We start from the raw sequence: 23,356 nt of genomic DNA, 5'->3' as shown, positions 1-23,356 counted from the left end.
CAGATCCCCCAGGGGGGATAGCGAATCAACGAAGGAGAGACCGATGGAGCTCGCAGAGTTCACGCTGAGCACGACCCTCGCCGCGTCGTACGACGACACGGTGGCGCGGGTGCGGACGTTGCTGGCCGACGCCGGGTTCGGCGTGCTGACCGAGATCGACATCCGCGCCACGCTCGAGGCGAAGCTCGACGTGGACGTGCCCGCCCAGCTGATCCTCGGCGCGTGTCGCCCTCAGCTGGCCCACCGCGCGCTGCAGCTCGAGCCGCGGATCGCGGCGCTGATGCCGTGCAACGTCGTGGTGGCCGACACGGGGGAGGGGCGCACCCGCGTCGACGTGATGGATCCCGGCCTGCTCGCCTCGCTGGCGCCCGATCCGGAGCTCGCCGAGGTGGCCGCCGACGCCCGCGCCCGGCTCACCGGGATGATGGAGGCCCTGACCGACCCGACGGGAGCGACCCATGAAGCTGGAGCCTGAGGAGATCAAGGCGATCATCACCCGCCTCAAGCGGGCCAACGGGCACCTCGCCTCGGTGATCCGGATGCTCGAGGAGGGCGCCGAGTGCGAGGACGCCCTGATGCAGCTCGCGGCCGTCAACAAGGCCGTGGGTCGCGGAGGCTACGCGCTGGTCGCCACCGGGCTGCAGAAGTGCCTTCAGGAGGGCGGTCCGGACAGCGTGGACGCCAAGAAGCTGGAGAAGCTGTTCCTGGCGCTGGCCTGAGGGGCGTCCGGTCCTGGTTCAGGGGGCGGCAGGGCCGGGTCGGGTGGCGCGGCCGATGGGTTGCTCAGCGCTGCAGGACGAGCTGCCAGGCGAAGCCGACCCGGTTGTACGGCTCTCGGTCGCAGAGCCGCAGCTCGAGCGCCAGAAGGTCCTCGAAGAAGTCGGGGTCGTGCTTGGCGGTGTCGTCGATGAGCAGGTCGTTCGCGATCCGGTTGCCGTAGACCCCGACGAGCTCCAGACCTGCTTCCGAGGCTTCGGCAGTGATGGCGTCGACACTGATCTTCCTGGTGTCGGTCCGGAAGATCTCTACCGTGGCCCTGTCCGATTGCAGCTCGGCGAGTGCGGCGACGGGGCCGTCGGTCAGCAATGTGCGGAGGATCCGGCCATCGGGGTTGGCCTCCATGATCGACAGCCGGCCGCCCGGACGGACACGATGTGCAAGCGCGACGAGATCGTTCTCTGTGCCGCTGCGATAGCGCAGCACGAAATGGCAGATGACCAGATCCCACTCGCCGTTCGGGAGGTCATCGAGCCCGCCTCGGACCGTGGTGACGGTGGCGCCCGACGCGGCCGCCCGTCGTGCCGCCTCGGCCAGCCAGCGGGGTGACGGGTCGACGATGGTCACGTGGTGGCCAGCCGACGCGAGCGGCAACGAGTCCATGCCGTCGCCGCCACCGACGTCCAGGACGCGGATCCGGTCACCCAGGTACTCGGTCTGACGCCTCAGGATCTCCTCGGCGACGCGGTAGCGGATCCGCGCCCATGGCGTCGCGGTGTAGTCGCGCCAGGCCGCCAGCCGCTCGCTGAATACGTCGGTCACGTCGCCAGTCTGCCGGTCGTGCGATCGTCCGTGCCTGCCGGCCGTTCTGCGACGCCGGGAGCGGTGACATGATCGAGAAGAGAAGGCTCGGTCGGCCCGCGTACTCCGGCCTGTCCGTCGGAGAAGGTGACGTGGTTCTCCACACCCGCCTGATCGCGTGTCCTCTGTCCCCAGGCGGGTTTGCGACGCTGGGGTTGTGTCGTGGGTGGGTGGGAGGATCCGGTCATGGATCTCGGAACCCGCGCCTCGTCGACAGCAGTCCTGCTGTCGCGTGTGGGTGAGCGGATCCGGTCCCGCGAGGCACTGCTCGTCGAGGAATGGGAGGACATCACCGCCTGGGCGAGCGACCACGTCATCGCCGGTCCTGAAGGGGTCGCGACGATCACTGAGGGCTATCTCGACACCGGGGTCCCGATCGCCGGTCCCGGTGCACCGTTGGTGTCGGAGTTCGCGTTGATGGAGCTCATCGCCGTCCTCGGGCGCACCCCCGACGGTGGGAAGGCGTATGTCGGGCGGGTCATCGAGTGCGCCTGGCGCCTCCCCCACGTCTACGACGCCGTCGTGGCGGGGCGGTTGGCGCCGTGGCGGGCCGAGCGGATCGCCGACCTCACCCGACCCCTGTCCGCGGACGCGGCGGCGTTCGTGGACCGGCAGCTGTGGGATGCCTCCGGGGTGGGGTGGGCCCAGCTCGAGCGACTCGTCACTGAGGCGGTGCTCCGGTTCGATCCGGAGAAGGCGGAGGCCGAACGACGCGAGGCCGCGGACAACCGGCACTTCGATATCGGTGAGGTCGACGAGCACGGCCTGGTCCACCTCGACGCCCTGCTGGACGCCGCCGATGGGCACGACCTCAACCAAGCGGTCGCCCGGCGAGCGGAGGTCCTGGGCCGGTTGGGTGACGAGTCGTCGTTGGATGTGCGGCGGTCGAAGGCCGCTGCCGAGCTCGCCCGCCAGGATCTTGCGTTGGACCTGTTGGTCCCCGACCCCGACACCGGAGAAGTGGTCGCCACGGTCCCGGGACGCAAGGTCGTGCTCAACGTCCACGTCACCGACACCACCCTCACCAGCGACACGCCGGCCGACCAGGCGGGCTGGAACCCGGTGGGTCGGTGGGAAGAGGGCCGCTGCCCGGTCACCTCGGCCCAGATCCGCGAATGGCTCCGTGCCCGGCACACCACCGTCATCGTCCGCCCGGTCATCGACCTCGCCGACCATGTCCCGGTCGGCTCGTACGAGATCCCCGGACGCCACAGGACCCGCGTGATCCTGCGCGACCACACCTGCCGGTTCCCCCACTGCACCCGCCCCGCCCAGCGTTGCGACGTCGACCATGCCCGACCCCACGCCGAGGGCGGTCCGACCTGTCCGTGCAACCTCGTGCCGCTGTGCCGGCGCCACCATCGTGCGAAGACCCATTCGACCTGGCGCTACGACGCCGTCATGCCGGGCACCTACCTGTGGACCAGTCCGAACGGCCACCGGTTCCGCGTCGACCACCGCGGCACCCACCCGGTCAGGACCAACCGGGCCGCCGAACCGCCGGACGAGTAGTCACCCCGCCCCGGACCCCGCAGGAGCATTCACCTGCGGGCTTCAGGCATGTCCGGATCCGCCCAGGACCCGCGTTACGGCGCGCCCAGGACCTCACGGACCCCGGCGGCGGCGTACGCGTTCCACTGCGGGACGCGCCGCAGCAGGTAGTGGCCGACGGCACCCATGTCGGTGAACTCGGCGTCGGCGACCGTCGCGGCGCGCGCGACGTAGGCGCGGGTGGCGCGCGGGGAGGTGATCTTGTCGAGACGTCCGTGCGCGGCGCGCAGCGTCTTGCCGGCGAGGGGCGCGACCGGGTCGTCCGGGGGCAGCCAGGGCGCGAGGGCGACGACGCCCCGCACGGAGGGGTGATCGGCGACGGCGACGCCGGTGCGGGCGCCCATCGAGTGCCCGAGGACGGCGACCGGGAGGTCGTGGAGGCGGGCGATCTCGTCGAGGGCCCAGCGGGCGTCGGCGACCGGGGCGGGGACCTCGCCGGCGCCGGCGTTCCAGCCCTTGACCCGGTAGCGGAGCAGCAGCACGCCGACGTCGTCGCGACCCACCGCCGCCGCGAGCCGGCGGGCCAGTGCCCGGCCGCGCCGCCAGGACAGGCTGCGTGTCGTGACCGGGTCGGTGCCCTGCTCAGCGCCACCGTGCAGCACCAGTGCGATCGCCCGGGCCCTCGCCGGAACCCAGCTGTCGGTGAACGACGGGACGGTCATCGGCCGTGCCTCCTGAGCAGCTGATAGGCCTCCAGCGTCGCCGCGCGCTGCTCGGCGTGGTCGACGATCGGCTCGGGATACGTCCCGAGCGAGGGGTCCGCCAGCTCCGGCACCCAGCGGCGCACGTAGGTGCCGTCCGGGTCGAACTTCTCGCCCTGGGTGGTCGGGTTGAAGATCCGGAAGTACGGCGCCGCGTCGGTGCCGCAGCCCGCGACCCACTGCCAGTTGTGCTGGTTGCTGGCGAGGTCGCCGTCGACGAGATGGCGCATGAAGTGCCGGGCGCCGTGCGTCCACTCCACGTGGAGGTCCTTGACCAGGAACGATGCGACGATCATCCGCACGCGGTTGTGCATCCAGCCCTCGGCGAGCAGCTGCCGCATCCCGGCGTCGACGATCGGGTAGCCCGTGCGCCCGGTCGTCCAGGCAGCCATTCGCCGCCGCAGCTCGGCCCCGCCGACGTACGGCAGGTCGCGCAGCTCGGGCCGGAAGTAGGAGCGGGCCGAGGCGGGCCAGTGGTGCAGGACGTGGGCGTAGAACTCCCGCCACGCCAGCTCCTTGCGGAACCCTGAGTGATGACGGGCGTGCGGGTTGCGGGCGCCTGTGACATCGAGGTCGGCGAGGACGGTGCGCGGGTGGATCGTCCCCCAGCGCAGGTCGGGGGACAGCCGGGAGGTCGCGTCGAGGTCGGGCCGGTCCCGGACGTCGTCGTACGGCGTCCCGCGCCACGCCTCCCAGCGCGCGAGCGCCGCCGCCTCGCCCGCCTCGGGCAGGTCGACGGCCGCGAGGTCCGGCTCCGGCGGGAGCTCATCGGTCGGCGCGCCCACCCAGTCCACGGCAGCCGGGTCGGAGTCGGCGGGAGCGCGCCAGCCGTGCTCGACCCAGGCCCGGTGGAACGGTGTGAAGACCTGGTACGGCCGCCCATCGCGGGTCAGCACCCGCCCCGGCGCGACGGCGTACGGCGACCCGGTGCGGACCAGCGGGACGTCGCCCAGCGCGGTGGCGACCCGCTCGTCGCGCGCGGCGCCGTACGGCGCGAAGTCGGCACTGATGTGGACCGCCCGCGCGCCGGACTCGGCGGCGACGGCGGGCACCACCTCCTCCGGACGACCGGTGCGCACGACGAGGCCGGGGCCGTGGCGGCGCAGGTCGGTGTCGAGCGCGCGCAGGGTCCGCAGCAGGAAGGCCCGCCGGACGTCGCCCGCCGGGCCGAGGAGGGCGGGGTCCATCACGAACAGCGCGAGCACGGGGCCGTCCGCGGCGGCCGCCAGGAGTGCGGGGTGGTCGCCGAGGCGCAGGTCCCGCCGGAACCACAGGATGCTCGGGCTCACCCGGCCATGCTGGCAGGTCAGTGGGCGCGGCGGACGGACACCGTGCCCGCCCGAGCGGTCCTCGGATGGTGGGTTCGTGGCTGTGCGCTCGGTCATGGCCGCGGCGACCGAGGTTCCGGCGCGGCTTCGTCCGCCACCGACGACAGCCGCACTGGCTACGGTGGGTCCCATGCGGGTCCCCGAGTTCTCCGACGAGCAGATCGCCGCCGATCTCGCCGCGGCGGCCGCCGAGCTGGGCGAGCCGCTGACGGCATCGGCGTACGACGGCTGGCAGCGCCCGCGGTCCGCCGCGTCCCCGGCCCTGCTGATCCGCCGGTTCGGGTCCTGGAACGCCGCGTGCGCGTACGCGGGTGTCGCGACCAACAAGACCCGCTCGACCAGCCGCCGGTGGAGCGACGACGACGTGGTGGCGATCGTGGCCCGCTATCTCACGGCGCCCGGCAGCACCGGCTCCTTCGCGGACTATGCGGCCTGGGCCAAGGAGCAGGACGGCGTGCCCAGCGGCGCGACGCTGCGCCAGCGGTTCCCGTGGGCCGAGGTCAAGAAGCGGGCATCGCGTGGCTAGTGGTCATCTCCGGAAGTCGTTCGGGAGTGGCCCGTGCTCCGAGTGCGTGCATCGCAAGGCGCCGGCGCGATGCCATACCGGGTTGTCGGGAACGAGCGGAGCGAGCGCCCGAGAACCCGGTGCTCCGCTGGCGTCTCGCGAGCGTCTGCAACGCCGCGAGATGCGTGCTCGGGGTGCGGGACACCCGAAGAAGCTCCGGAGATGACCACGAGTGCCGTGTCTCGGGCCGCGCTGCGGGAGCACGCGGCCCGGCTGCGGCGGCGCCCGGACCTCGCCGAGGCGCCGATCCTGTCCGCCACCGGCCTGTGGCTGCTGCTCGGCGCGGTGGCGGAGGCGGTCGAGGAGCCGAAGGAGCGGGCCGCGCTCGAGTCGGTGCTGGGCGTGCCGGCCACCCAGGCGTCGGCGGCGGTGACCGCGCTCCTGGCCGACCCCCATCTCGCGGTGGGGGCGGCGCTCGGTGGCTGGATCCGGCCCGACCTCGCCCTGACCGCCCCGGTGCCCGGTCCGGTCCCGGTCGGGCCGCTGCCCGGCCAGGCGGCGCTCGACGCCTGGGCGCGACACCACACCCGCGGCCTGATCGACTCGTTCCCGGTCCGCGTCGACGAGCGCACGCTGCTCCTCCTCGCCTCGGCGCTGGTGACCGAGCCGCGCTGGCGCACCCGGCTGGCGACCGGCCGCGACGGGCTCCTGGTGCTCGACGGCGAGCTGCAGGCCGTGGTGACGACGGAGTCGGCCGGCCCGGTCGGCGTGGCGTGCCCGCCGACCGACGACGGCATCGACGTGCTCAGCGTGATCGCCGCGCCCGAGTTCGCCGCTGAGGACGTGTGGCGCGCGGTCGACGAGGTCGTCGCGCGCCGCCTCGACGGCACCCTCCTCCACGGCGACCGGCCCTCGGGCGCGCTCGGGGACGGACACGCGTGGCGGGTACGCACGGGGACCGAGTCGTTCCCGGCCCGCCGGGCGCCCGCGGACGGCGCCGAGCTGTGGACCGGCCGGCTGCCGGCCTGGCACGCCGACGCGCGCCACGACCTCACCGACGCTCCCGGCGTCCTCGAGGCGGGGCGCGGGCTGGGCCGCCTGTTCCCGCCCGCGGCACTGACCGACGGACTCGACCTGCGCTGCGTGCAGGCCGCCACGGCGACCTACGACGCCGACGGCTTCCGGGCGGCCGCCGTGACGGCACTCGAGGTGCGCGCCGCCTCCATGGCGGCGTACGTCGAGCGACGGGTGCGGCGGGTGACCCTCACCTTCGACCGGCCGCACGCCGTCGTGGCGCTGGCCCGCGGCGGCACCTGGGACGGCGTACCGCTGTTCCACGCCTGGGTCACGCCGGCGGGTAGGGCGCGGACCTGAGCAGCGCGGCGAGGTGGGCCGCGTTGGCCGCCAGGGTCGCCGTCGTCGCGGCGGTCTTCTCGGGCTCGGGGTCGAGATCCTGGTAGTCGGTGGACTGCATCGCCTCGCCGACCCAGTAGGTCACGCCGTTCGCGGGGATCGTGAACCCCACGTCGTCGAGCGCCTGAAAGACCTCCGCGGAGACGTGATGGGCGCCGTCCTCGTTGCCGACGACGGCCACCCCCGCCACCTTGCCCGACGTGAGCATCCGGCCCTGGTCGTCGGTCTCCCCGAGCTCGGCGTCGAGCCGTTCGAGCACCAGCTTGCACACCGACGACGGCTGGCCCACCCAGATCGGCGTCGCGATCATCAAGATGTCGGCGTCCAGCATCCGGCGCCGCAGCTCCGGCCACGCGTCGCCGTCCCCCTCGTCGGTGCTCACGCCGAACGCCACGTGGTGGTCGACCACGCGCACCAGGTCACCCTCGACGCCGTGGCCGCGCAGGGCCTCCAGGAGCCGGAGCCCCAGGAGCTCGGAGCTGGACCGCGACGGCGACGGCTTGAGCGTGCAGCAGAGCACGAGGGCGCGGAGCGGGTCGGTCGGTGTCTCGTCCATGCGCCCGGTGGTACCCGCCGACGGCGCCCGTCAGCCGGGACGGCTCAGAGCAGGCCCTCCTTCTCGAGCCAGTCCTTGGCGATCGTCGCGGCGGGCAGCTGCTCGTCGACGCTGCGGGCGTCGAGGTCGACCAGGTCCTCCGGCGACATCGCGGCGCTGACCTTGTTGATCACCCCTGCCGCCTCGTCGCTCAGGTCCTCGCTCGCCACGGGGACGACGTGCGAGGCCAGGAACAGGCCCTTGGTGTCCTCGAGGGTCACCAGGTCGTTCTTCTTGATCGACGGGTCGGCGGTGTAGATGATCGCCAGCTGGATGTCGTCGTCCTTGAGCGCCTTGACCGTGAGCGGACCGCCGCTGTCCTCGATCGGGGTGAAGGACACGTCGACGCCGTAGGTGTCCTTGAGGCCCTTCGGCCCGTTCGGGCGGTTCTCCGCCTCGGAGTTGGCGCCGAAGACCATCGGGTCGGTCACCTTGGCGAGGTCGTCGATCGTCTCCAGGCCCCACTTCTCGGCGAAGGCGCGGGTGACGACATAGGAGTCCTGGTCGGTCGCTGGCGACTGGTCCAGCACCTGCAGGCCCTTGTCCTCCGCGGCCGTGACGAGGGCCGCGTAGACGTCGTCGGACAGGCGGGCCTCGGTGTCGGGCTCCCAGACCTGCAGCAGCGGACCGGTGTACTCCGGGAACAGGTTGATCGAGCCGCTCTCGATCTCGGGCAGGTAGGCCTCGCGCTGACCGATCTTGAAGTCGCGCTGCACCTCGATGTCGGCGGCCTCCAGGGCCTGGGCGTACGCCTCGGCGATGATCTCGTTGGAGTAGTAGTCCTGGGAGCCGATCACGACCGTGCCGCCCCCGCCGTCGTCGCCGCCGGAGCTGAGCGGGTCGGAGTCGTCGCCGCAGGCGGTGAGGGCGAGCGACGCGACGGTGAGCAGCGCGATGCCGATCTGCGTCGATCGGCGCTGCCCGAATCGAGAGGGACGGGTCATGACGGAACCTTTCCTAGGGTGGGGCGGCTGGCCCGCTGGAGGGCAGCCAGGGCGAGATCGAGCAGCAGAGCCAGCGCCGCGACGAGCAGGGCGCCGGCGAGCATCTCGTCGTACTGGCGGGACTTGAGGCCGGAGAAGAGGTAGCGCCCCAGGCCGGTGTCGGAGATGTAGGCGGCCAGCGTGGCCGTGGCGACGACCTGCAGGGTCGCCGCGCGGATGCCGCCGAGGACGACGTCGGCGCCGAGGGGGATCTCGACCCGGGTGACGAGCTGCCATTCGCTCATCCCGAGGGCCCGCGCCGCGTCGACGGCGCCCCGGTCGGCGGACTCGACCCCCGCGTAGGCGCCGGCCAGCAGGGACGGGAAGGCGAGCGCGACCAGGGCGAGCAGCGGCGCCTCGATGCCGATGCCGAGCGCCAGGCCGAGCAGCGTGAGCAGACCCAGGGTCGGCACCGCCCGCACCGCGCCGGCGAGGGCGACCACGACCAGGCGGCCGCGGCCGGTGTGGCCGATGAGGATGCCCAGCGGCAGCGCGACCACGGCCGCGATCGCGACCGCCGCGAAGGTGACGAGGAGGTGCTGCACGATCCGGTGGTCGATGCCGCTCGTGCCGCCCCAGTGGGCGCCGTCGGCGATCCAGGCCAGCGCGTCGCCGAAGAGGTTCACGTCGTCACCCCCGTCGGAACGGTCCCGCGCCACGGCGTGACCACGCGCCCGAGCGCCACGAGGAGCCCGTCGAGGGCGATCGCGAGCAGCATGGTCGCCACGACCCCGGTGACGATCTCGGCACGGATGTCGCGCTGGAAGCCGTCGGTGAGCAGGTTGCCCAGGCTCGGGATGCCCACCAGGGCGCCGATCGTGACCAGGCTGACGGTGCTCACGGTGATCACCCGGATCCCCGAGAGCAGGACGGGAACGGCGAGCGGCAGGTCGACCTTCCAGAACAGTCCCGTGCGCGAGTAGCCCATCGCCTCCGCCGCCTCCCGCACGCGGGCGTCCACCGAGCGGAACGCGTCCGCCGCGGTGCCGGCGAGCAGGGCCGTGCCGTAGACGGCCAGCGCGACGACCAGCGTCAGGCCGGAGCGCAGCGGGATGCCGAGCAGCACCGGGATGACGATGAGCAGCGGCAGCGCCGGCACGGAGTAGAGCAGGCTCGCCGTCCCGAGGACGACGGTGCCGGCGCGCGGCCAGCGCCAGGCGATCCGGCCCAGCACGATCGCGACCAGCACGCTGATCACCACGGCGGGCACGGCCAGCCGGACGTGCTGCACGAGCATGTCCAGGACGTAGGCGCGGTTGGCGTCGAGCCAGGTCATGCGGGCTCCCGGGGACGTCGGGGTGCGCTCACGGGAGCACCCCCACCGGACGGCCGTCGCCGTCGACGACGACCGTGCGCCCGTCGACCGCGACCGTGCGCAGGGAGCGCTCGGCACGGTCGGCGCCGATGAAGTCGCGGACGAAGTCGTCGGCGGGCGCGGCGACGATCTCCTTGGGTGAGCCCGTCTGCGCGACGATGCCGCCGGTGCGCAGGATCACGACCTCGTCGCCGAGCCGGAACGCCTCCTCGATGTCGTGGGTGACCAGCACGATGGTCTTGCCCAGCTCGGCCTGCAGGGCGAGCAGCTGGTCCTGCAGACCGCGGCGCACGATCGGGTCGACCGCGCCGAACGGCTCGTCCATGAGCAGGATGTTGGGCTCGGCCGCGAGCGCCCGGGCCACCGCCACCCGCTGCTGCTGGCCGCCCGAGAGCTGGGCGGGATAGCGCCGGCCGAGGCTCGGGTCGAGGCCGACCAGCTCCAGCAGGGCCAGCGCGGCGTCGCGGGCGGCCCGCTTCGGGATGCCGGTCAGCACCGGGACGGTCGCGACGTTGTCGACGACGCGCCGGTGGGGGAGCAGGCCGCCGGCCTGCGGGACGTAGCCGATCGAGCGGCGCAGCTCGACCTTGTCGAGGCCCAGCACGTCGCGCTCGTCGATGAGCACCGAGCCCGTCGTGGGCTCGACCATCCGGTTGACCATCCGCATCAGCGTCGTCTTGCCGGACCCGGACGTGCCGACCAGCGCGAGGGTGCGGTGGGAGGGGACGGTGCACGAGAAGCCCGTCACGGCGACGGTGCCGTCGGGGTAGGTCTTGCCGACATCGCGGAACTCGATCCCCATGCGTGGCACCCTACGGGGCCGCACGGACAACCGGGGGGACCTGCGTGTGAGCGGGCGCCGGGCACGGTGCGAGGCGGGAGTGAGTTTCACCGGCCGGCCGGTGAAACTCACGCTTGGACGAGGAAACTTCCTCGTCCAAGCATGAGTTTTGTCGTCCAGCCTCACGTTATGTCGTGTCGCGGTGGCGAAATCGCTGGTCCGCAGGGGGCCACCTCCGGCCGGCCCCCGCGTGCCGTCGTCGTGGTTCCCGGTTCGGCCCGAGAGGGCCGGGTACTGCCGGGTGAACCGACGAGAGGAGCACGAACCATGAGCACGATCGAGAAGTCCGTGACGGTCGACGTCCCGGTCCGCACGGCCTACGACCAGTGGACCCAGTTCGAGACCTTCCCGTCCTTCATGGAGGGCGTCGAGGAGGTCCGCCAGCTCGACCCCACCCACCTGCACTGGCGGGCGGAGATCGCCGGCGTCCGCCGCGAGTGGGACGCCGAGATCGTCGACCAGACACCGGACGAGCGAATCACCTGGCGCGCCCTCGACGGCACCCGCAACGACGGCACGGTCTCGTTCGCGCCGGACGAGCTGGGGAGCTCGACACGGGTGACGCTGCGCATGGAGTTCGAGCCGGAGGGGATCGTCGAGAAGGCCGGTGACGCGCTGAACATCGTCGACCGCCGCACCCAGGGGGATCTCGACCGGTTCAAGAAGTTCATCGAGAGTCGCGGCACCGAGACCGGGGCCTGGCGGGGCGAGGTGAAGCCTGGCGACGCCGACAACCCGGCGTTGTGAGGCCGTGACGAGTGAGTTTCACCGGCCGGCCGGTGAAACTCATGCTGGGACGAGGAAGCTTCCTCGTCCCAGCATGAGTTTTCTCGTCCCAGCACCCGTTATGTCAACCCCCTGCCGGCTCCGCGGCCGCGGCAGCCTCGGCGGCGATCTGGTCGAACCGGGCGGCCATCCGAGCGGCCAGCGCCTGGGTGGCCTTGAGGGGGCGGACCATGACCATGAAGTCGGTGATCAGGCCGTTCTCGTCGATGACGAGGAAGTCGCAGCCCGCGAGCTGGAGGCCGTCGACCGTCGCCTCGAAGACCAGGGCATGACCGGTCGCGTCCTCCAGCTCGCGCACGTAGCGGAAGTCTTCGAACACCTCGATCACGTGGGAGAGGATCGCCCCGGTGATCGCCTTGCCGGCGTACGGCCGGTGGGCGACCGGGCTGCGGAAGACCACGTCGTCGGCCAGGCAGGCGCGCATGGCCGCGACGTCGCGGGCCTCGACCGCGGCCCGGAACGCCGAGCCCGCTGCCGGGGCGTTCACAGCGCCGCCGCCAGCTCGGTGCCTTGCTTGATCGCGCGCTTGGCGTCCAGCTCCGCCGCGACGTCGGCGCCGCCGATCAGGTGGACCCGACCCGGGAAGGGGGAGGCCAGCAGGTCGTCGTACAGGCCGCGCACCGACTCCTGGCCCGCGCACACGACCACGTGGTCGACGGGCAGGACCCGTGCGGCGCCGTCGACGGTGACGTGCAGGCCCGCGTCGTCCACGCGTTCGTAGGTCACCCCGCTGAGCTGGTGGACGCCGAGGTCCTTGACGACGGCGCGGTGCACCCACCCCGAGGTCTTGCCGAGGCCCTTGCCCTGCGCGGACTCTTTGCGTTGGAGCAGCCAGACCTCCCGGGCCGGGGATCGGGGCGTCTTGTCGGTGATCCCGCCGCGTACGACGGCCGGGTCCGCCACGCCCCAGTGCGCCTTCCACTCCTCGACCGTCTCCGGTCGGTGCGCCAGCAGCTCGGTGACGTCGAAGCCGATGCCACCGGCGCCCATGACGGCGACGCGACGGCCGATCGGCACCCGGCCGGTGATGGCGTCGGGGTAGGAGACGACCTTGGGGTGGTCGATGCCCGGGATGGCCGGGACGCGCGGCTCGACGCCGGTCGCGACCACCACCTCGTCGTACCCGTCGAGCAGGGCGGGCGTCGCCCGGGTCGCGAGCTTCACGTTGACCCCGAGCACCTCCATCCGGCGGCGGAAGTAGCGCAGCGTCTCGGCGAACTCCTCCTTGCCGGGGATCTGCATGGCCAGCCGGAACTGGCCGCCGAGCTCGTCGGCCGCCTCGAACAGCGTCACGTCGTGGCCGCGCTCGGCCGCGCTGACGGCGGTCGCGAGGCCCGCGGGGCCACCGCCGACGACGGCGACCCGCCGCGCGCTTCGGGTCGGGCCGAGCACCAGGGTCGTCTCGTGACAGGCCCGCGGGTTGACCAGGCAGGAGGCCCGCTTGGCCTGGAAGGTGTGGTCGAGGCAGGCCTGGTTGCAGCCGATGCAGGTGTTGATCTCGTCGGCGCGGCCCTCGCGCGCCTTCGCGACCAGGTCGGCATCGGCGAGGAAGGGGCGTGCCATCGAGACCAGGTCGATGCCCTGCGCCAGGACGGACTCCGCGACGTCGGGGGTGTTGATCCGGTTGCTCGCGCACACCGGGATCGACACGACCTGCTTGAGCCGCAGCGTGCTGTCGACCCACGCGCCGCGCGGCACGCTGGTGACGATCGTGGGGACCCGTGCCTCGTGCCAGCCGATGCCGGTGTTGATGACGCTGGCGCCGGCCTCCTCGATCCGGTGGGCGAGCTCGACGGTCTCCTCCCAGGTCTGGCCGTCGGGGACCAGGTCGAGCAGCGACATCCGGTACATCACGAAGAGGTCGGGCAGCTCCTGGCGGATCCGGCGCACGATCTCGACGGGGAAGCGCATCCGCCGCTCGGCCGAGCCGCCCCACCGGTCCGTACGGCGGTTGGTGCGCGCCGCGAGGAACTGGTTGATCAGGTAGCCCTCGGAGCCCATGATCTCGACGCCGTCGTAGCCGGCCTTGCGCGCCAGCCGGGCCGAGGCGACGAAGTCGTCGATGGTGCGCTCGACGGCGCGACCCGACAGGGCCGACGCCTTGAACGGGGTGATCGGCGACTTGGTGGCGCTCGCCGAGACGCTGAACGGCGTGTAGCCGTAGCGGCCGGCATGCAGGATCTGCAGCGCGATCCTGCCGCCGTGGGCGTGCACGGCGTCGGTGACCCGCTGGTGACGGTGCGCGTTGAGGCGCGTGGTCATCTGCGAGCCGAACGGCAGCAGCCAGCCGCGGATGTTGGGGGAGTAGCCGCCGGTGACGATGAGGCCGACGCCGCCGGCCGCCCGCTCGGCGAAGTACGCCGCCAGCTCGTCGACGTGCCACGGCCGGTCCTCGAGCCCGGTGTGCATCGAGCCCATGACCGCGCGCGACTGCAGCTCGAGGCCGCCGACGGTCGCCGGCGTGGTGAGCAGGGGATAGGTGGTCATCGGGGCTCCTCGGTGGTTCCGGGGGTGTGGGCGTCGAGGTACTCGGTCAGCCAGCGGATCCAGAACTCCTCCATGAGGAGGCCGCCGCGCAGCACGAGGTAGATGTCGAGGTCGGCGTCGGCGAGCGCGGCGGGGTCGGGGAAGTCGCGCGCGGCGAGGTACTCGTAGAGCGAGAGCCGCTTGGTGTGCTCGTCGAGCTGGCGGCGCAGGTCGTCGAGCAGCGCCGCCCGGTCGCCGTACGACGCCCCGCGCATCTTGACGCTGACGCTGCTGCGCATCGCGTCGGGCGCGGTCGGCTCGCCGATCCAGCGGGCGAGCTCGGCACGGCCGGCGTCGGTGACGGCGTAGACCTTCTTCGTCGGACGGTCGGCCTGGGTGACCGCCTCCGAGGCGACCCAGCCGTCCCGCTCCATCCGCCCGAGCACGCGGTAGATCTGCTGGTGGGTGGCGGACCAGAAGAAGCCGATCGACGCGTCGAAGCGGCGCACCAGGTCCGAGCCCGAGGCGGCACGCTCGCTCAACGACACGAGGATCGCGTGCTCGAGGGCCATGCCCTCAGGGTGCCCCACCCGCGGGGGCTATGCAACTAGTTGCGCAACTCGTTTCAGTGGGTCGGGTCACGCCGTCGCGCGGTGGTAGGTCTTGTTCGCGATCCGCCAGGCGCCGTCGACCCGCAGCAGCGCGAACGAGTCGGTTAAGACGTCGCGGCCGTGGTGCAGCGTCATCGTGGCCACGCCGGTGGTCCCGGTGACGCTGAGGTGGTCGATCCGGCGCCACCGCGCGGGCTCGTCGGGGGCGGGGGAGCCGGTGAAGAGAGCGCAGTACTCCTCCAGGGTCCACGACGCGACGGCGCCGTCGCGCAGGCCCTCGACGTGGGCGCTCGGCAGGAACGCGCGGCGGTGGTACGCCGGATCGCCGGTCGCGTGGCCCGCCACGTAGTCGCGCAGCGGGGCGATCGCCTCGGGCGGCGCGGCGACGGACGCAGCGATGGTGAGGCGGTGTGGCAGGCGACCCAAACCGGCGATGTCGTCGCCCGGCGCGAGCGCACCCGCGAGGAGGGCGACGTCCTTGGCGAGGGCGCTCGCGGTGAAGTCGGCGTCGGTGAGGTCGCCGGTCGCGAGCCGGTCCCGTTTGGCCGCGACCAGGCGCCCGAGCGTCGTGCGCTCGAGCAGGTCGAGGGTCAGGACCGGGTCCAGCCCGAGGCGCCCGGCCCGGGCGAGGCTGTCGCGGATCGTCAGCAGGGCGCCGGCGAGCACACCGTTGGCTACCAGTTTGGCAGCGGCCGCGCTCGCGACGTCCCCGCAGGGCAGCACGTCGCCGAGGTCGGCGAGGACGGTGTCGGCGAGGACGGTGTCGGCGAGGACGGTGTCGGCGAGGGCCGGGTCGGGCCACGGCGCACCGCCCGCGAGGACGGTCAGGGCGCCGCTCGCGGCGGCGGCCGTCGAGCCGAGCACGGGCGCGTGCACGTAGCCGGCGCCGCTCTTCGCGACGCGCTCGGCGAGCGCCCGCGCCTCCTCCGGGCCGACCGTCGCCGTGTTGACCACGACGGCCGTGGGCCGCAGGGCGTCGGCCACCTCGTCGATCACCGCGGCGCAGGCCGGGCCGTCGAACAGGCAGAGGAGGACGAGGTCCGCGCGCGCGACCGCCTCGGTGGCCGTGGCGGCGCCGGCCGCCGAGGCGACGGTGCGGCCCGAGCGGGTCCAGGTGACGACGGTGTGGCCGCGGTCGCTGAGCCGGGACGCCATGGCGGCGCCCATCCGGCCCAGCCCGAGCAGGGCGATGGCAGGCATGGCTCCCATGCTGGGGCCCTGCCCGACCTGCGACAAGCGCAGATCTGGCATCCGCTCCATGCGGATGACGCATAGCATGCGTTCATGACGCTGACCGCCTGGCGGACCTTCGTGGCCGTGTGCCGCCTCGGCTCGCTCTCCGCGGCGGCCGACGAACTCGGCTACACGCAGTCCGCGGTGTCGCGGCAGGTCGCCTCCCTCGAGCGGGAGGTGGGCCGGCCCCTGCTCGCCCGACGCCCGCGCGGCGTCGTACCCACGGCGGCGGGAGAGGCGTTCGCCGAGCACGCCCGGGCCGCCGTGGCGGCCACCGACCGCGCGCTGCGGGCCGCGCGGGAGGCCACCGTGCCCGCGCGGGTGCTGACCGTCGGGGCCACGCCGTCGGCCGCGGCGGGACTGGTGCCCGCCGCCCTCCGCGCGCTCGGCACGACGCCGTGGTCGCTCGCGACCGGACTGTCCGTCGCGCTCGAGGAGCTCGTCGTGAGCGGTGAGCTCGACGTCGCCGTCGTGACCGACGCTCCGCCCGGCCTGCCCGACGACGACCGCGTGGTCCGTCACCTGCTGGGAGCGGACCCGATGCGCGTGGTCGTCCCCGCCGCGCACCCCCTCGCACGGGCCGCGCACGCCGCGGGTGGCTCGGCGGACCTCGCTGACCTCGCCGACGCGATCTGGGTCGAGGACAACGACGGATCCGCGGCGCTCCTGCGCGCTGCCGCGGCCCGGGCCGGGTTCGCGCCGCGGATCGACCTGGCGGCCGCGGACCTGGCCGGCAAGGTCGCGCTGGTCGCGGCCGGCCACGCGGTCGCCCTCGTCCCCGGGCTGCTGGTTCCGGCGCTGCGCCGCGACGTCGTCGCGGTTCCCGTCGCCGACGCGCCGACCCGCCGGATCTACGCGAGCGTCGCGGCCGGGCCGCCCGCGCCGCCGGCGGCCGTGGCCGGGATGGTCGAGGCGTTGCGGGACCAGTACGCGGACCTCGCCGCCCGGTAGCCGGAGGCGCGCTCGGGGCACAGCGGTCAGCGGGCGCCGAGGAGGAAGCGTGTCGGTGCGGTGCGGCGGACGAGCAGGTCGTAGCAGGCGACGGTCAGCACCGACGCGAAGCTGACGATCAGCAGGTACTTGACGACCATCGGCAGGTCCCACCCGACGACGACCGCGGCCATCGCGACGACGACGGGCTGATGGATCACGTACAGCGGCAGGACCGCGTCGCCGAGGTACGCGCCGATCCGCGCCCGCCGCCCGCGGGAGGCGGGTGGGTTGACTGCGGTGCTCGGCCGCGGCCGGTCGAGCAGTCCCAGGATCGCGACGACGGCGCACCAGCCGGCTGCGCCGAAGAGCGCTCGACCCGCGACGGCCGACGGGGTGAGTGCGGTGAAGGGCTCGTCGCCGAGGACGAACGTGGGCGCGCCGAGCACGAACAGCGTCACGGCGAGCCCGGCGGCGACCGGCGCGACGCGTCGCATCGCCGTCCGGAAGCGGGGGTCGGCGGCGAGGACCAGGCCGTAGGCGAAGAACAGCAGGTAGCCGAGCCGGTGCCAGCCGCCGTACTGCTCCTCCAGGCCGAGCCCGCCACAGACCAGCGCCGTCGGGATGCCGGCGAGGAGGAGACCGGCGGGACGGCGGTCGACGACGCCCGCGGCCGCCGTGACCGATTGTCGCAGTCGGTCGGGCGTCAGCCTCACCGTGACCGCGACCGCGAGCGAGAACGTCAGCAGGAGGACGACGAACCACAGGTGGCCGCTCTCGAACTGGTCGCCCCGGACGACGAACGGCAGCTCGTCGAGCGAGAGGTGGACGTCGAAGAAGTGCGGATAGAAGGCGAGGTACGACGGGTGCCCGTCGGGATCGGCGGCCCGCAGCCGCAGCCACGGGGGAAGCGGGAGGAGCACCAGGGTCGCGACGACGAGTGGGACGCCGAGGCGACGCAGTCGCTCGACCGCGAACCCGCCGACGCCGCGCCGCCGCAGGGACTGGGCGGCGCCGAAGCCCGCGATCAGGAACAGCAGTGGCATCGCCCAGATGACGATCGGGCCGGCGGCGACGAGGACCGAGGTGGTCGTGTCGTTCTTGATGTAGAAGTCGTCCTCGCTGTCGAACACCAGCGCTGAGTGGAAGAAGATCAGGCCGACGACCACGAGCGCCCGGAGGGCGTCCATCTCCGGCCGGCGCTCGGCCACCGGCGCGGGCGACCGGTCGCGGATCCCGCCGCCGGCCCCGTCGGCCGGGACTGTCGCCATGGCCGGGCAGTGTACGCCGCCGAGGGCGGCATGATCAGCGCGCGCGGAACTCCTTCATCCGCGCCAGATAGCGCCGCAGACGCACCGCCGGGACCGGTCGCGGCCAGTCGGCGGCACGGAACCACGCGTCCGAGCCGCCGTCCACGAACACCACGCTGCCGCACAGGAAGTCCGCGGCGTCGGAGAGCATGAAGACGACCCACGCGGCGAGGTGGCCGGGGTCGCCGAAGCCGCCGATCGGAACCGGGAAGGCCCGGATCCGCCTCGCCTCGGCCGGCGTGGCGAGCTGCTGCTCCAGCAGCGGCGTCATGATGGCCCCGGGTGCGAGGGCGTTGAGCCGGATGCCCGCGCCGGCCCAGGCGGGGGTGACGGCCTGGTGGCGCACCCAGTGGCTGACGGCGATCTTGCTGGCGGCGTAGGCGAAGGTCGGAGCGGCCTTGCCGAGCAGGCGCAGCGTGCCGAGGGCCCGGTCGACGTCTCCGTCGAGCAGCGCGCGGACGACGCGGCCCGGCACGAGCGGCACCGTCGTCGTCGAGTTGCTCGCGAAGACGACCACCTTGGCGCGCTCGGCCGCGGCGAGTGCGGGACGCCAGGCGTCGAGCAGCTCGACCACGCCGAGCACGTTGACCTCGGCGATCAGCCGGCAGCGCTCCCGGCCGGGCGCCGGCCCGAGCCCGGCCGCGAGGACCGCGCCGTCGAGCACGCCGCCGGCCCGCTCGAGGACCGCGGCGGCCGCCGTACGCCGGCCGTCGGCCGTCGCGAGGTCGGCGACGACGTCGGCCGCCTTGATGTCGACGCCGATGACGGTGTGCCCGTCGGCGACCAGGCGCTCGGCGACGGCGGCGCCCATGCCCGAGGCGGAGCCGGTGACTGCGTAGGTACCCACGCGCCGACTCTAGAACAGGTTCTAGTTGGTGAGTGCGCGATCCGCCCGTTCCCGGGTCACCGCTGCCCAGGGGCTCCACAGGAACCACCGCGGCAGGGCCTCGACGAGGCGGGGCAGCCCGGCGACCTCGAGCCGGCCGGCCTCGACCGCCTCGCGCCACGAGCAGTACCCCTGGAACACGTCCGCCAGGGTCGGTGTGCTCGCCGTCACCTCGACGTCGACCTCGAAGCCCGGGTGCTGCAGGCACACCGAGACCTCGGTGCGCTCCATGACCATCCAGATGGTCGTCGGCTCGGGGGCGGTGTGCCGGAACGCCACGACGGTCCGGACCGGCGGCAGCCGGTCGAGGTCGACGCGGCGGTGCATCCACCACATCAGCGTCGTGGGCGCCACGTCGTGCGGCCGCAGCTCCTCGAAGAGCCATTCGATCGCCCAGCGCCCGAGGCTGTCGATCACCCGCTCGAGGTCGCGCCCGGCCGGGGTGAGGTGGTACTCGCTGCCGCGCCCGGTCGGCGCCGGCCAGGTCTCGAGCACGCCGCGCCGCTCGAGGTGGCGCAGGCGCTGCACGAGCAGCGAGCGCGAGATGCCGGGCATCGCTCGGGCGATGTCGTTGAAGCGCGTGTTGCCGAGCACGAGCTCGCGGATGATCAGGGGCGTCCATCGGTCCGCGACCACCTCGGCGGCCATCGAGACGGGGCAGTAGTTGCCGTAGTCGGGCATCTGTCCATGGTGCTCCCGCGCGACCGCGGCGGGTAGTCCCGATCCTGGACCGGCGAGGTCATCTTTCTGGACTGGAGGGCGTCCGTCCCCGAGCGGAGATTGGTCCCATGACGAGCACACTCCAGCCGGCCGGAGCGCCGGCCACCCACCTCACCCCTGCCACGCGGGCCGCCGAGATCGGCCCGCGCATCGCCGCCCACGCCGCGCGCCACGACGCCGAGGGCAGCTTCGTGTCCGAGGCGTACGACGAGCTGCGCGCCGCGGGCCTGCTCCGGGCCGCGGTCCCGGTCGAGCTCGGCGGTGACGGCGCGAGCGTCCGCGACCTGGTCGCGCTGCAGCGCGAGCTCGGCCACCACTGCGGCTCGACCGCGCTGGCCAGCGCCATGCACCAGCACGTCGTCGCGTTCACGGCCTGGCGCTACCGCCGCGGCCTGCCCGGCGCCGAGGCGACCCTGCGCCGGGTGGCCGAGGAGCAGATCCTCCTCGTCTCCACCGGCGGGGGCGACTACATCCACCCGCAGGGGGAGGCGGTCAAGGTCGACGGCGGCTTCCGGGTCACCGGCCGCAAGCGCTTCGCCAGCCAGTCGCGGCACGGCACGGTGATCTCGACGATGGCCTGCTACGACGACCCCGACCGCGGCCGGCGCGTCCTCAACCTGGCGGTCCCGGTCGCAGCGGAGGGCGTCGCCGTCGCCGACAACTGGGACACGCTCGGCATGCGCGGCACCGCCAGCGACGACATCGACCTGGTCGACGTCTTCGTCCCCGACGACAAGGTGCTGGCCGACCGGCCCTGGGGAGTCGTCGACCCGCCGCTCCAGGTCATCTCGAGCATCGCCTTCCCGATCATCTGCGGCGCCTACCTCGGCATCGCCGAGGCGGCGTACGACGCCGCGGTGGCGGCGGCCGGACGGCGGGCCGGCGACGTGACGGTCCAGCGCCAGGTCGGTGTCATGCGGGCGCGGATCCAGGTCGCGGACTGGGCGCTCGCCGGCGCGCTCGCCCTCGTCGGCGACGACCCCTCGCCGTCACGGGCGACGGTGCTGGCCGTGATGAGCGCCAAGGGCGAGGTCGCCCGGGCCGGCGTCGAGGTGTGCGACCTCGCGATGGACGTCGCCGGGGGACCGGCCTTCTTCCGCGGCTCGGTCATCGAGCGGTGCTACCGCGACATCCGGGCCGTGCGGTTCCACCCGTTCACGCCCGAGCAGACGCTGGTGCACCTCGGCGCCGACGCCCTCGGGGAGCCGCTTCCGATCGCGGAGTAGGCCGCGCCCCGAGCCCGCCCCAGCCCGCCCCGCCCCGCCGCCGACGGGACGGGGCGGGGCCTGCGCTAGGCTGGAGCCACCACCGGATGCCGTCCTCCCGACGGGTGCCCGGTGACGTACGCCCGATCGGCGCCTCCCGCAGCAGCGCGAGCCGCCGTCGGACCAGCCGAAGAAACCTGCGCCGCTGTCCGTCGGTGGCCGCTGGGAAGGACGCTTGTGGCTCGAGGAGGCCAGCGGGGAGCGACGCAGCAGCGTCGCACCGCGCAGTCGGCGCGGACGCGCCGCAACGAGGAGGGCATCATCCCGCAGCTCGCCCGCGCGGTGCGCGAGGTCGAGGCGGCGGTCGCGCGTCGCTCGGCGATGCCCGAGGTGCGCGCGAAGTTCCAGGTCGTCGCCCTGCTGGCGCGCGAGGAGCGGGCGCGGGTCAAGACCGACCCCGACCTCTCCGACAGCCGCCGCGGCGAGGAGCTGAAGCGGCTCGACGGGATCGCGACGATCCTCGCCCAGACCGCAGCGCGCGACAGCACGCTCTTCACGCTGCTCGACGAGAACGCCGAGGTCTCGGAGTCGGCGAAGGCGATGCGCCGCGAGCTGCTGCGCAAGGCCGGGGTCGACGAGCCGGAGCCCGAGCCGGAGCCGATCGTGGTCGACCCGGAGCTCGCCGCGCTCGCCGAGAAGCGGGTGGTGCCGATGTCGGTGCAGTCCTACCAGCTCTCGCACCCGTTCCTGGCCCCCGACTTCAGCCACGCCCAGGTCGCGGTGGCGCCGCGCCGGCTGGCCGGCTGGGAGCTGCTCGAGCCGCTGTTCCGCTCGTTCGAGCGGGCCGCGCCCGACGCGCCGGCCTGCATGCCCCTGCCCGACGCCGACCAGCTGACCGCGCTCACCGGTCGGCACGCGCCGGTCGGCCGCGAGCTGATGGCGCACCAGGCGCAGCTCATCGCCTCGGCCGCCGAGGGGCACCGGACCTACTTGCTCGCCGACGAGCCCGGCCTCGGCAAGACCGCCCAGGCGCTGCTCGCCGCGGAGGCGGCGGGCGCGTTCCCGCTGCTCGCCGTCGTGCCCAACGTCGTCAAGACGAACTGGGCCCGCGAGGTCGAGATCTGGACGCCGAACCGCCGCGCCACCGTGCTGCACGGCGACGGTGACGACGCGGACGGCTACGCCGACGTGTTCGTCGTCAACTACGAGATCCTCGACCGTCACGTCGGCTGGCTCGGCACCCACGGCTTCCGCGGGATGATCGTCGACGAGGCGCACTACATCAAGAACAAGACCTCGCAGCGCTCGCAGAACGTGCTGGAGATCGCCGGACGGATCCGCGCGCGCATCGCGCGGCCGCTGATGATGGCCCTCACGGGCACCCCGCTCATCAACGACATCGAGGACTTCCGTGCCATCTGGCAGTTCCTCGGCTGGATCGACGAGGTGGTGCCCCGCGGCGCGCTGATGGAGATGCTGGAGGAGACCGGGCTGACGCCGGCCGACCCCGCGTTCTACCCGGCCGCCCGCCGTGCCGTCATCGAGCAGGGCATCGTGCGCCGCCGCAAGATCGACGTCGCCGCCGACATCCCGGCGCGTCGGGTCGCCGACATCCCCGTCGAGCTCGAGGGCGAGACCGGCCGCTCCATCCGCAAGGCAGAGCAGGAGCTGGCCCGCCGGATGGTGGAGCGCTACGACGCCGCGATCGCGACCCGGCGTACCGGCGCCGAGGTCGAGGGCATCGACCACCGCCTGGTCCGCCAGGTGGCCGGGTGGGAGCGCGAGGACAACTCGACCAAGACCGGCGAGAACGTCTTCACGATGATGCGGCGCATCGGCCAGGCCAAGGCCGGCCTCGCCGCCGACTACACGGCTCAGCTGGCCCGCAACGTCGGCAAGGTCGTGTTCTTCGCCAAGCACGTCGACGTCATGGACACCGCGGAGCGGACCTTCGCCGAGCGCGGCATCAAGTACAGCTCGGTGCGCGGCGACCAGAGCTCGACGACGCGGCAGAAGGAGATCGACGCGTTCGTCAACGACCCCGAGGTCCAGGTTGCCGTCTGCTCGCTCACCGCGGCCGGCGTCGGTCTCAACCTGCAGGTGGCGTCCAACCTGGTGCTCGCCGAGCTCTCCTGGACCGATGCCGAGCAGACCCAGGCCATCGACCGGGTGCACCGGATCGGCCAGGCCGAGCCGGTCACCGCCTGGCGGGTCATCGCCACCCAGACCCTCGACACCCGGATCGCCGAGCTGATCGACAAGAAGGCGGGGCTCGCCGCCCGCGCCCTCGACGGTGCCGGCGAGGAGGTCGAGGGCGGTGCGATCGACCTGCAGACCGAGGCCCTGGTCGCGCTGCTCACGGCGGCGCTGGAGGCCCGCGGGGACTGATGTCACAATCC

Annotated in this window: 24 protein-coding genes; 9 read left to right on the top strand and 15 right to left on the bottom strand. The window is 73.4% G+C overall.

Going from position 1 to position 23,356, the window contains the following annotated elements:
* Positions 1 to 43: 43 nt before the first annotated feature.
* A complete protein-coding gene (locus tag ACPZVR_RS05535; protein ID WP_436698571.1) occupies positions 44 to 475 on the top strand; it encodes a DUF302 domain-containing protein in 432 nt (143 codons plus the stop codon).
* Entirely contained in the window at positions 459 to 719 is a 261-nt protein-coding gene (locus ACPZVR_RS05530; RefSeq protein ID WP_436698570.1) for a metal-sensitive transcriptional regulator, read from the top strand. Before ACPZVR_RS05535 ends, ACPZVR_RS05530 begins: the two co-directional genes overlap by 17 nt.
* A gap of 64 nt (positions 720 to 783) precedes the next feature.
* Here the strand turns inward: ACPZVR_RS05530 and ACPZVR_RS05525 are convergent, their stop codons facing one another.
* Complete coding sequence (locus ACPZVR_RS05525) at positions 784 to 1,539, bottom strand: class I SAM-dependent methyltransferase (RefSeq protein WP_436698569.1); 756 nt, start codon at positions 1,537 to 1,539, stop codon at positions 784 to 786.
* Between the two features lie 225 nt (positions 1,540 to 1,764).
* Between ACPZVR_RS05525 and ACPZVR_RS05520 the strand changes: the two genes are divergently transcribed.
* Positions 1,765 to 3,090: an HNH endonuclease signature motif containing protein gene (locus ACPZVR_RS05520; protein ID WP_436698568.1), complete on the top strand. Its 1,326-nt coding sequence runs from the start codon at positions 1,765 to 1,767 to the stop codon at positions 3,088 to 3,090.
* Positions 3,091 to 3,164: 74 nt separating this feature from the next.
* On the opposite strand, the gene ACPZVR_RS05515 is transcribed toward ACPZVR_RS05520, so the two are convergent.
* Together ACPZVR_RS05515 and ACPZVR_RS05510 are read right to left on the bottom strand one after the other, a co-directional pair.
* Positions 3,165 to 3,791 (bottom strand): alpha/beta hydrolase, encoded by a 627-nt coding sequence (locus ACPZVR_RS05515; protein WP_436698567.1) that lies wholly within the window; start codon positions 3,789 to 3,791, stop codon positions 3,165 to 3,167.
* Entirely contained in the window at positions 3,788 to 5,119 is a 1,332-nt protein-coding gene (locus ACPZVR_RS05510; RefSeq protein ID WP_436698566.1) for a cryptochrome/photolyase family protein, read from the bottom strand. Before ACPZVR_RS05510 ends, ACPZVR_RS05515 begins: the two co-directional genes overlap by 4 nt.
* 169 nt (positions 5,120 to 5,288) lie before the next feature.
* Here ACPZVR_RS05510 and ACPZVR_RS05505 point away from each other — a divergent pair, with 169 nt between their 5' ends.
* On the top strand, positions 5,289 to 5,684 hold the full coding sequence (locus tag ACPZVR_RS05505; RefSeq protein ID WP_436698565.1) for a homing endonuclease associated repeat-containing protein: 396 nt from the start codon (positions 5,289 to 5,291) through the stop codon (positions 5,682 to 5,684).
* Positions 5,685 to 5,885: 201 nt separating this feature from the next.
* Complete coding sequence (locus ACPZVR_RS05500; protein ID WP_436698564.1) at positions 5,886 to 7,037, top strand: hypothetical protein; 1,152 nt, start codon at positions 5,886 to 5,888, stop codon at positions 7,035 to 7,037.
* On the opposite strand, the gene ACPZVR_RS05495 is transcribed toward ACPZVR_RS05500, so the two are convergent.
* Genes ACPZVR_RS05495 through ACPZVR_RS05475 form a run of 5 tightly spaced genes read right to left on the bottom strand, consistent with a single transcriptional unit; the run spans position 7,009 to position 10,771 of the window.
* A complete protein-coding gene (locus tag ACPZVR_RS05495) occupies positions 7,009 to 7,632 on the bottom strand; it encodes a flavodoxin family protein (protein WP_436698563.1) in 624 nt (207 codons plus the stop codon). The two genes, ACPZVR_RS05500 and ACPZVR_RS05495, sit on opposite strands and share 29 nt — an antisense overlap.
* A gap of 44 nt (positions 7,633 to 7,676) precedes the next feature.
* Positions 7,677 to 8,615, bottom strand: a complete 939-nt coding sequence (locus ACPZVR_RS05490; RefSeq protein WP_436698562.1) for an ABC transporter substrate-binding protein — start codon at positions 8,613 to 8,615, stop codon at positions 7,677 to 7,679.
* Positions 8,612 to 9,280 carry an ABC transporter permease gene (locus tag ACPZVR_RS05485; RefSeq protein ID WP_436698561.1) on the bottom strand — a complete coding sequence of 223 codons (669 nt, stop codon included), beginning with the start codon at positions 9,278 to 9,280 and terminating at the stop codon, positions 8,612 to 8,614. The genes ACPZVR_RS05490 and ACPZVR_RS05485 overlap by 4 nt, the downstream gene beginning before the upstream one ends.
* On the bottom strand, positions 9,277 to 9,930 hold the full coding sequence (locus tag ACPZVR_RS05480; protein ID WP_436698560.1) for an ABC transporter permease: 654 nt from the start codon (positions 9,928 to 9,930) through the stop codon (positions 9,277 to 9,279). Before ACPZVR_RS05480 ends, ACPZVR_RS05485 begins: the two co-directional genes overlap by 4 nt.
* Before the next feature lie 28 nt (positions 9,931 to 9,958).
* Positions 9,959 to 10,771 carry an ATP-binding cassette domain-containing protein gene (locus ACPZVR_RS05475; protein ID WP_436698559.1) on the bottom strand — a complete coding sequence of 271 codons (813 nt, stop codon included), beginning with the start codon at positions 10,769 to 10,771 and terminating at the stop codon, positions 9,959 to 9,961.
* A gap of 306 nt (positions 10,772 to 11,077) precedes the next feature.
* Here ACPZVR_RS05475 and ACPZVR_RS05470 point away from each other — a divergent pair, with 306 nt between their 5' ends.
* A complete protein-coding gene (locus ACPZVR_RS05470; protein ID WP_436698558.1) occupies positions 11,078 to 11,557 on the top strand; it encodes an SRPBCC family protein in 480 nt (159 codons plus the stop codon).
* A gap of 103 nt (positions 11,558 to 11,660) precedes the next feature.
* On the opposite strand, the gene ACPZVR_RS05465 is transcribed toward ACPZVR_RS05470, so the two are convergent.
* From ACPZVR_RS05465 to ACPZVR_RS05450, 4 genes are all read right to left on the bottom strand, one after another.
* Entirely contained in the window at positions 11,661 to 12,083 is a 423-nt protein-coding gene (locus ACPZVR_RS05465) for a nuclear transport factor 2 family protein (RefSeq protein ID WP_436698557.1), read from the bottom strand.
* Positions 12,080 to 14,083, bottom strand: coding sequence for an FAD-dependent oxidoreductase (locus ACPZVR_RS05460; protein ID WP_436698556.1), 2,004 nt, complete (start codon positions 14,081 to 14,083; stop codon positions 12,080 to 12,082). The genes ACPZVR_RS05465 and ACPZVR_RS05460 overlap by 4 nt, the downstream gene beginning before the upstream one ends.
* Positions 14,080 to 14,634 (bottom strand): PadR family transcriptional regulator, encoded by a 555-nt coding sequence (locus ACPZVR_RS05455; protein ID WP_436698555.1) that lies wholly within the window; start codon positions 14,632 to 14,634, stop codon positions 14,080 to 14,082. The genes ACPZVR_RS05460 and ACPZVR_RS05455 overlap by 4 nt, the downstream gene beginning before the upstream one ends.
* Positions 14,635 to 14,700: 66 nt before the next feature.
* On the bottom strand, positions 14,701 to 15,873 hold the full coding sequence (locus tag ACPZVR_RS05450) for a nuclear transport factor 2 family protein (RefSeq protein ID WP_436698554.1): 1,173 nt from the start codon (positions 15,871 to 15,873) through the stop codon (positions 14,701 to 14,703).
* A gap of 84 nt (positions 15,874 to 15,957) precedes the next feature.
* Here ACPZVR_RS05450 and ACPZVR_RS05445 point away from each other — a divergent pair, with 84 nt between their 5' ends.
* Positions 15,958 to 16,857 carry a LysR family transcriptional regulator gene (locus ACPZVR_RS05445; protein WP_436698553.1) on the top strand — a complete coding sequence of 300 codons (900 nt, stop codon included), beginning with the start codon at positions 15,958 to 15,960 and terminating at the stop codon, positions 16,855 to 16,857.
* 26 nt (positions 16,858 to 16,883) lie between these two features.
* On the opposite strand, the gene ACPZVR_RS05440 is transcribed toward ACPZVR_RS05445, so the two are convergent.
* Genes ACPZVR_RS05440 through ACPZVR_RS05430 form a run of 3 tightly spaced genes read right to left on the bottom strand, consistent with a single transcriptional unit; the run spans position 16,884 to position 19,713 of the window.
* The gene (locus ACPZVR_RS05440) at positions 16,884 to 18,107 is read right to left on the bottom strand and encodes an acyltransferase family protein (protein ID WP_436698552.1); all 1,224 of its coding nucleotides are present in this window, start codon (positions 18,105 to 18,107) and stop codon (positions 16,884 to 16,886) included.
* A 34-nt stretch (positions 18,108 to 18,141) separates the two neighbouring features.
* Positions 18,142 to 18,993, bottom strand: coding sequence for an SDR family oxidoreductase (locus tag ACPZVR_RS05435; RefSeq protein ID WP_436698551.1), 852 nt, complete (start codon positions 18,991 to 18,993; stop codon positions 18,142 to 18,144).
* A 21-nt stretch (positions 18,994 to 19,014) separates the two neighbouring features.
* Positions 19,015 to 19,713, bottom strand: coding sequence for a winged helix-turn-helix transcriptional regulator (locus ACPZVR_RS05430; protein WP_436698550.1), 699 nt, complete (start codon positions 19,711 to 19,713; stop codon positions 19,015 to 19,017).
* Positions 19,714 to 19,820: 107 nt separating this feature from the next.
* Between ACPZVR_RS05430 and ACPZVR_RS05425 the strand changes: the two genes are divergently transcribed.
* Positions 19,821 to 20,978: an acyl-CoA dehydrogenase family protein gene (locus ACPZVR_RS05425; RefSeq protein ID WP_436698549.1), complete on the top strand. Its 1,158-nt coding sequence runs from the start codon at positions 19,821 to 19,823 to the stop codon at positions 20,976 to 20,978.
* Between the two features lie 216 nt (positions 20,979 to 21,194).
* Positions 21,195 to 23,345, top strand: a complete 2,151-nt coding sequence (locus ACPZVR_RS05420) for a DEAD/DEAH box helicase (RefSeq protein ID WP_436698548.1) — start codon at positions 21,195 to 21,197, stop codon at positions 23,343 to 23,345.
* Positions 23,346 to 23,356: the final 11 nt, after the last annotated feature.

Origin of the sequence: Nocardioides segetis, assembly GCF_051390595.1 — a bacterium.
GTDB lineage: Bacteria > Actinomycetota > Actinomycetes > Propionibacteriales > Nocardioidaceae > Nocardioides.
Note: the sequence above shows the minus strand (reverse complement) of the source record. Positions and strands in the feature narration are given on the sequence as shown.

Excerpts from the sequence above, each read along its gene's own strand:
- ACPZVR_RS05535 (WP_436698571.1), top strand. The coding sequence starts at position 44 with ATGGAGCTCGCAGAGTTCACGCTGAGCACGACCCTCGCCGCGTCGTAC.
- ACPZVR_RS05530 (WP_436698570.1), top strand. The coding sequence starts at position 459 with ATGAAGCTGGAGCCTGAGGAGATCAAGGCGATCATCACCCGCCTCAAG.
- ACPZVR_RS05520 (WP_436698568.1), top strand. The coding sequence starts at position 1,765 with ATGGATCTCGGAACCCGCGCCTCGTCGACAGCAGTCCTGCTGTCGCGT.
- ACPZVR_RS05515 (WP_436698567.1), bottom strand. The coding sequence starts at position 3,791 with ATGACCGTCCCGTCGTTCACCGACAGCTGGGTTCCGGCGAGGGCCCGG.
- ACPZVR_RS05505 (WP_436698565.1), top strand. The coding sequence starts at position 5,289 with ATGCGGGTCCCCGAGTTCTCCGACGAGCAGATCGCCGCCGATCTCGCC.
- ACPZVR_RS05500 (WP_436698564.1), top strand. The coding sequence starts at position 5,886 with ATGACCACGAGTGCCGTGTCTCGGGCCGCGCTGCGGGAGCACGCGGCC.
- ACPZVR_RS05495 (WP_436698563.1), bottom strand. The coding sequence starts at position 7,632 with ATGGACGAGACACCGACCGACCCGCTCCGCGCCCTCGTGCTCTGCTGC.
- ACPZVR_RS05490 (WP_436698562.1), bottom strand. The coding sequence starts at position 8,615 with ATGACCCGTCCCTCTCGATTCGGGCAGCGCCGATCGACGCAGATCGGC.
- ACPZVR_RS05480 (WP_436698560.1), bottom strand. The coding sequence starts at position 9,930 with ATGACCTGGCTCGACGCCAACCGCGCCTACGTCCTGGACATGCTCGTG.
- ACPZVR_RS05475 (WP_436698559.1), bottom strand. The coding sequence starts at position 10,771 with ATGGGGATCGAGTTCCGCGATGTCGGCAAGACCTACCCCGACGGCACC.
- ACPZVR_RS05470 (WP_436698558.1), top strand. The coding sequence starts at position 11,078 with ATGAGCACGATCGAGAAGTCCGTGACGGTCGACGTCCCGGTCCGCACG.
- ACPZVR_RS05460 (WP_436698556.1), bottom strand. The coding sequence starts at position 14,083 with ATGACCACCTATCCCCTGCTCACCACGCCGGCGACCGTCGGCGGCCTC.
- ACPZVR_RS05455 (WP_436698555.1), bottom strand. The coding sequence starts at position 14,634 with ATGGCCCTCGAGCACGCGATCCTCGTGTCGTTGAGCGAGCGTGCCGCC.
- ACPZVR_RS05450 (WP_436698554.1), bottom strand. The coding sequence starts at position 15,873 with ATGCCTGCCATCGCCCTGCTCGGGCTGGGCCGGATGGGCGCCGCCATG.
- ACPZVR_RS05445 (WP_436698553.1), top strand. The coding sequence starts at position 15,958 with ATGACGCTGACCGCCTGGCGGACCTTCGTGGCCGTGTGCCGCCTCGGC.
- ACPZVR_RS05440 (WP_436698552.1), bottom strand. The coding sequence starts at position 18,107 with ATGGCGACAGTCCCGGCCGACGGGGCCGGCGGCGGGATCCGCGACCGG.
- ACPZVR_RS05430 (WP_436698550.1), bottom strand. The coding sequence starts at position 19,713 with ATGCCCGACTACGGCAACTACTGCCCCGTCTCGATGGCCGCCGAGGTG.
- ACPZVR_RS05425 (WP_436698549.1), top strand. The coding sequence starts at position 19,821 with ATGACGAGCACACTCCAGCCGGCCGGAGCGCCGGCCACCCACCTCACC.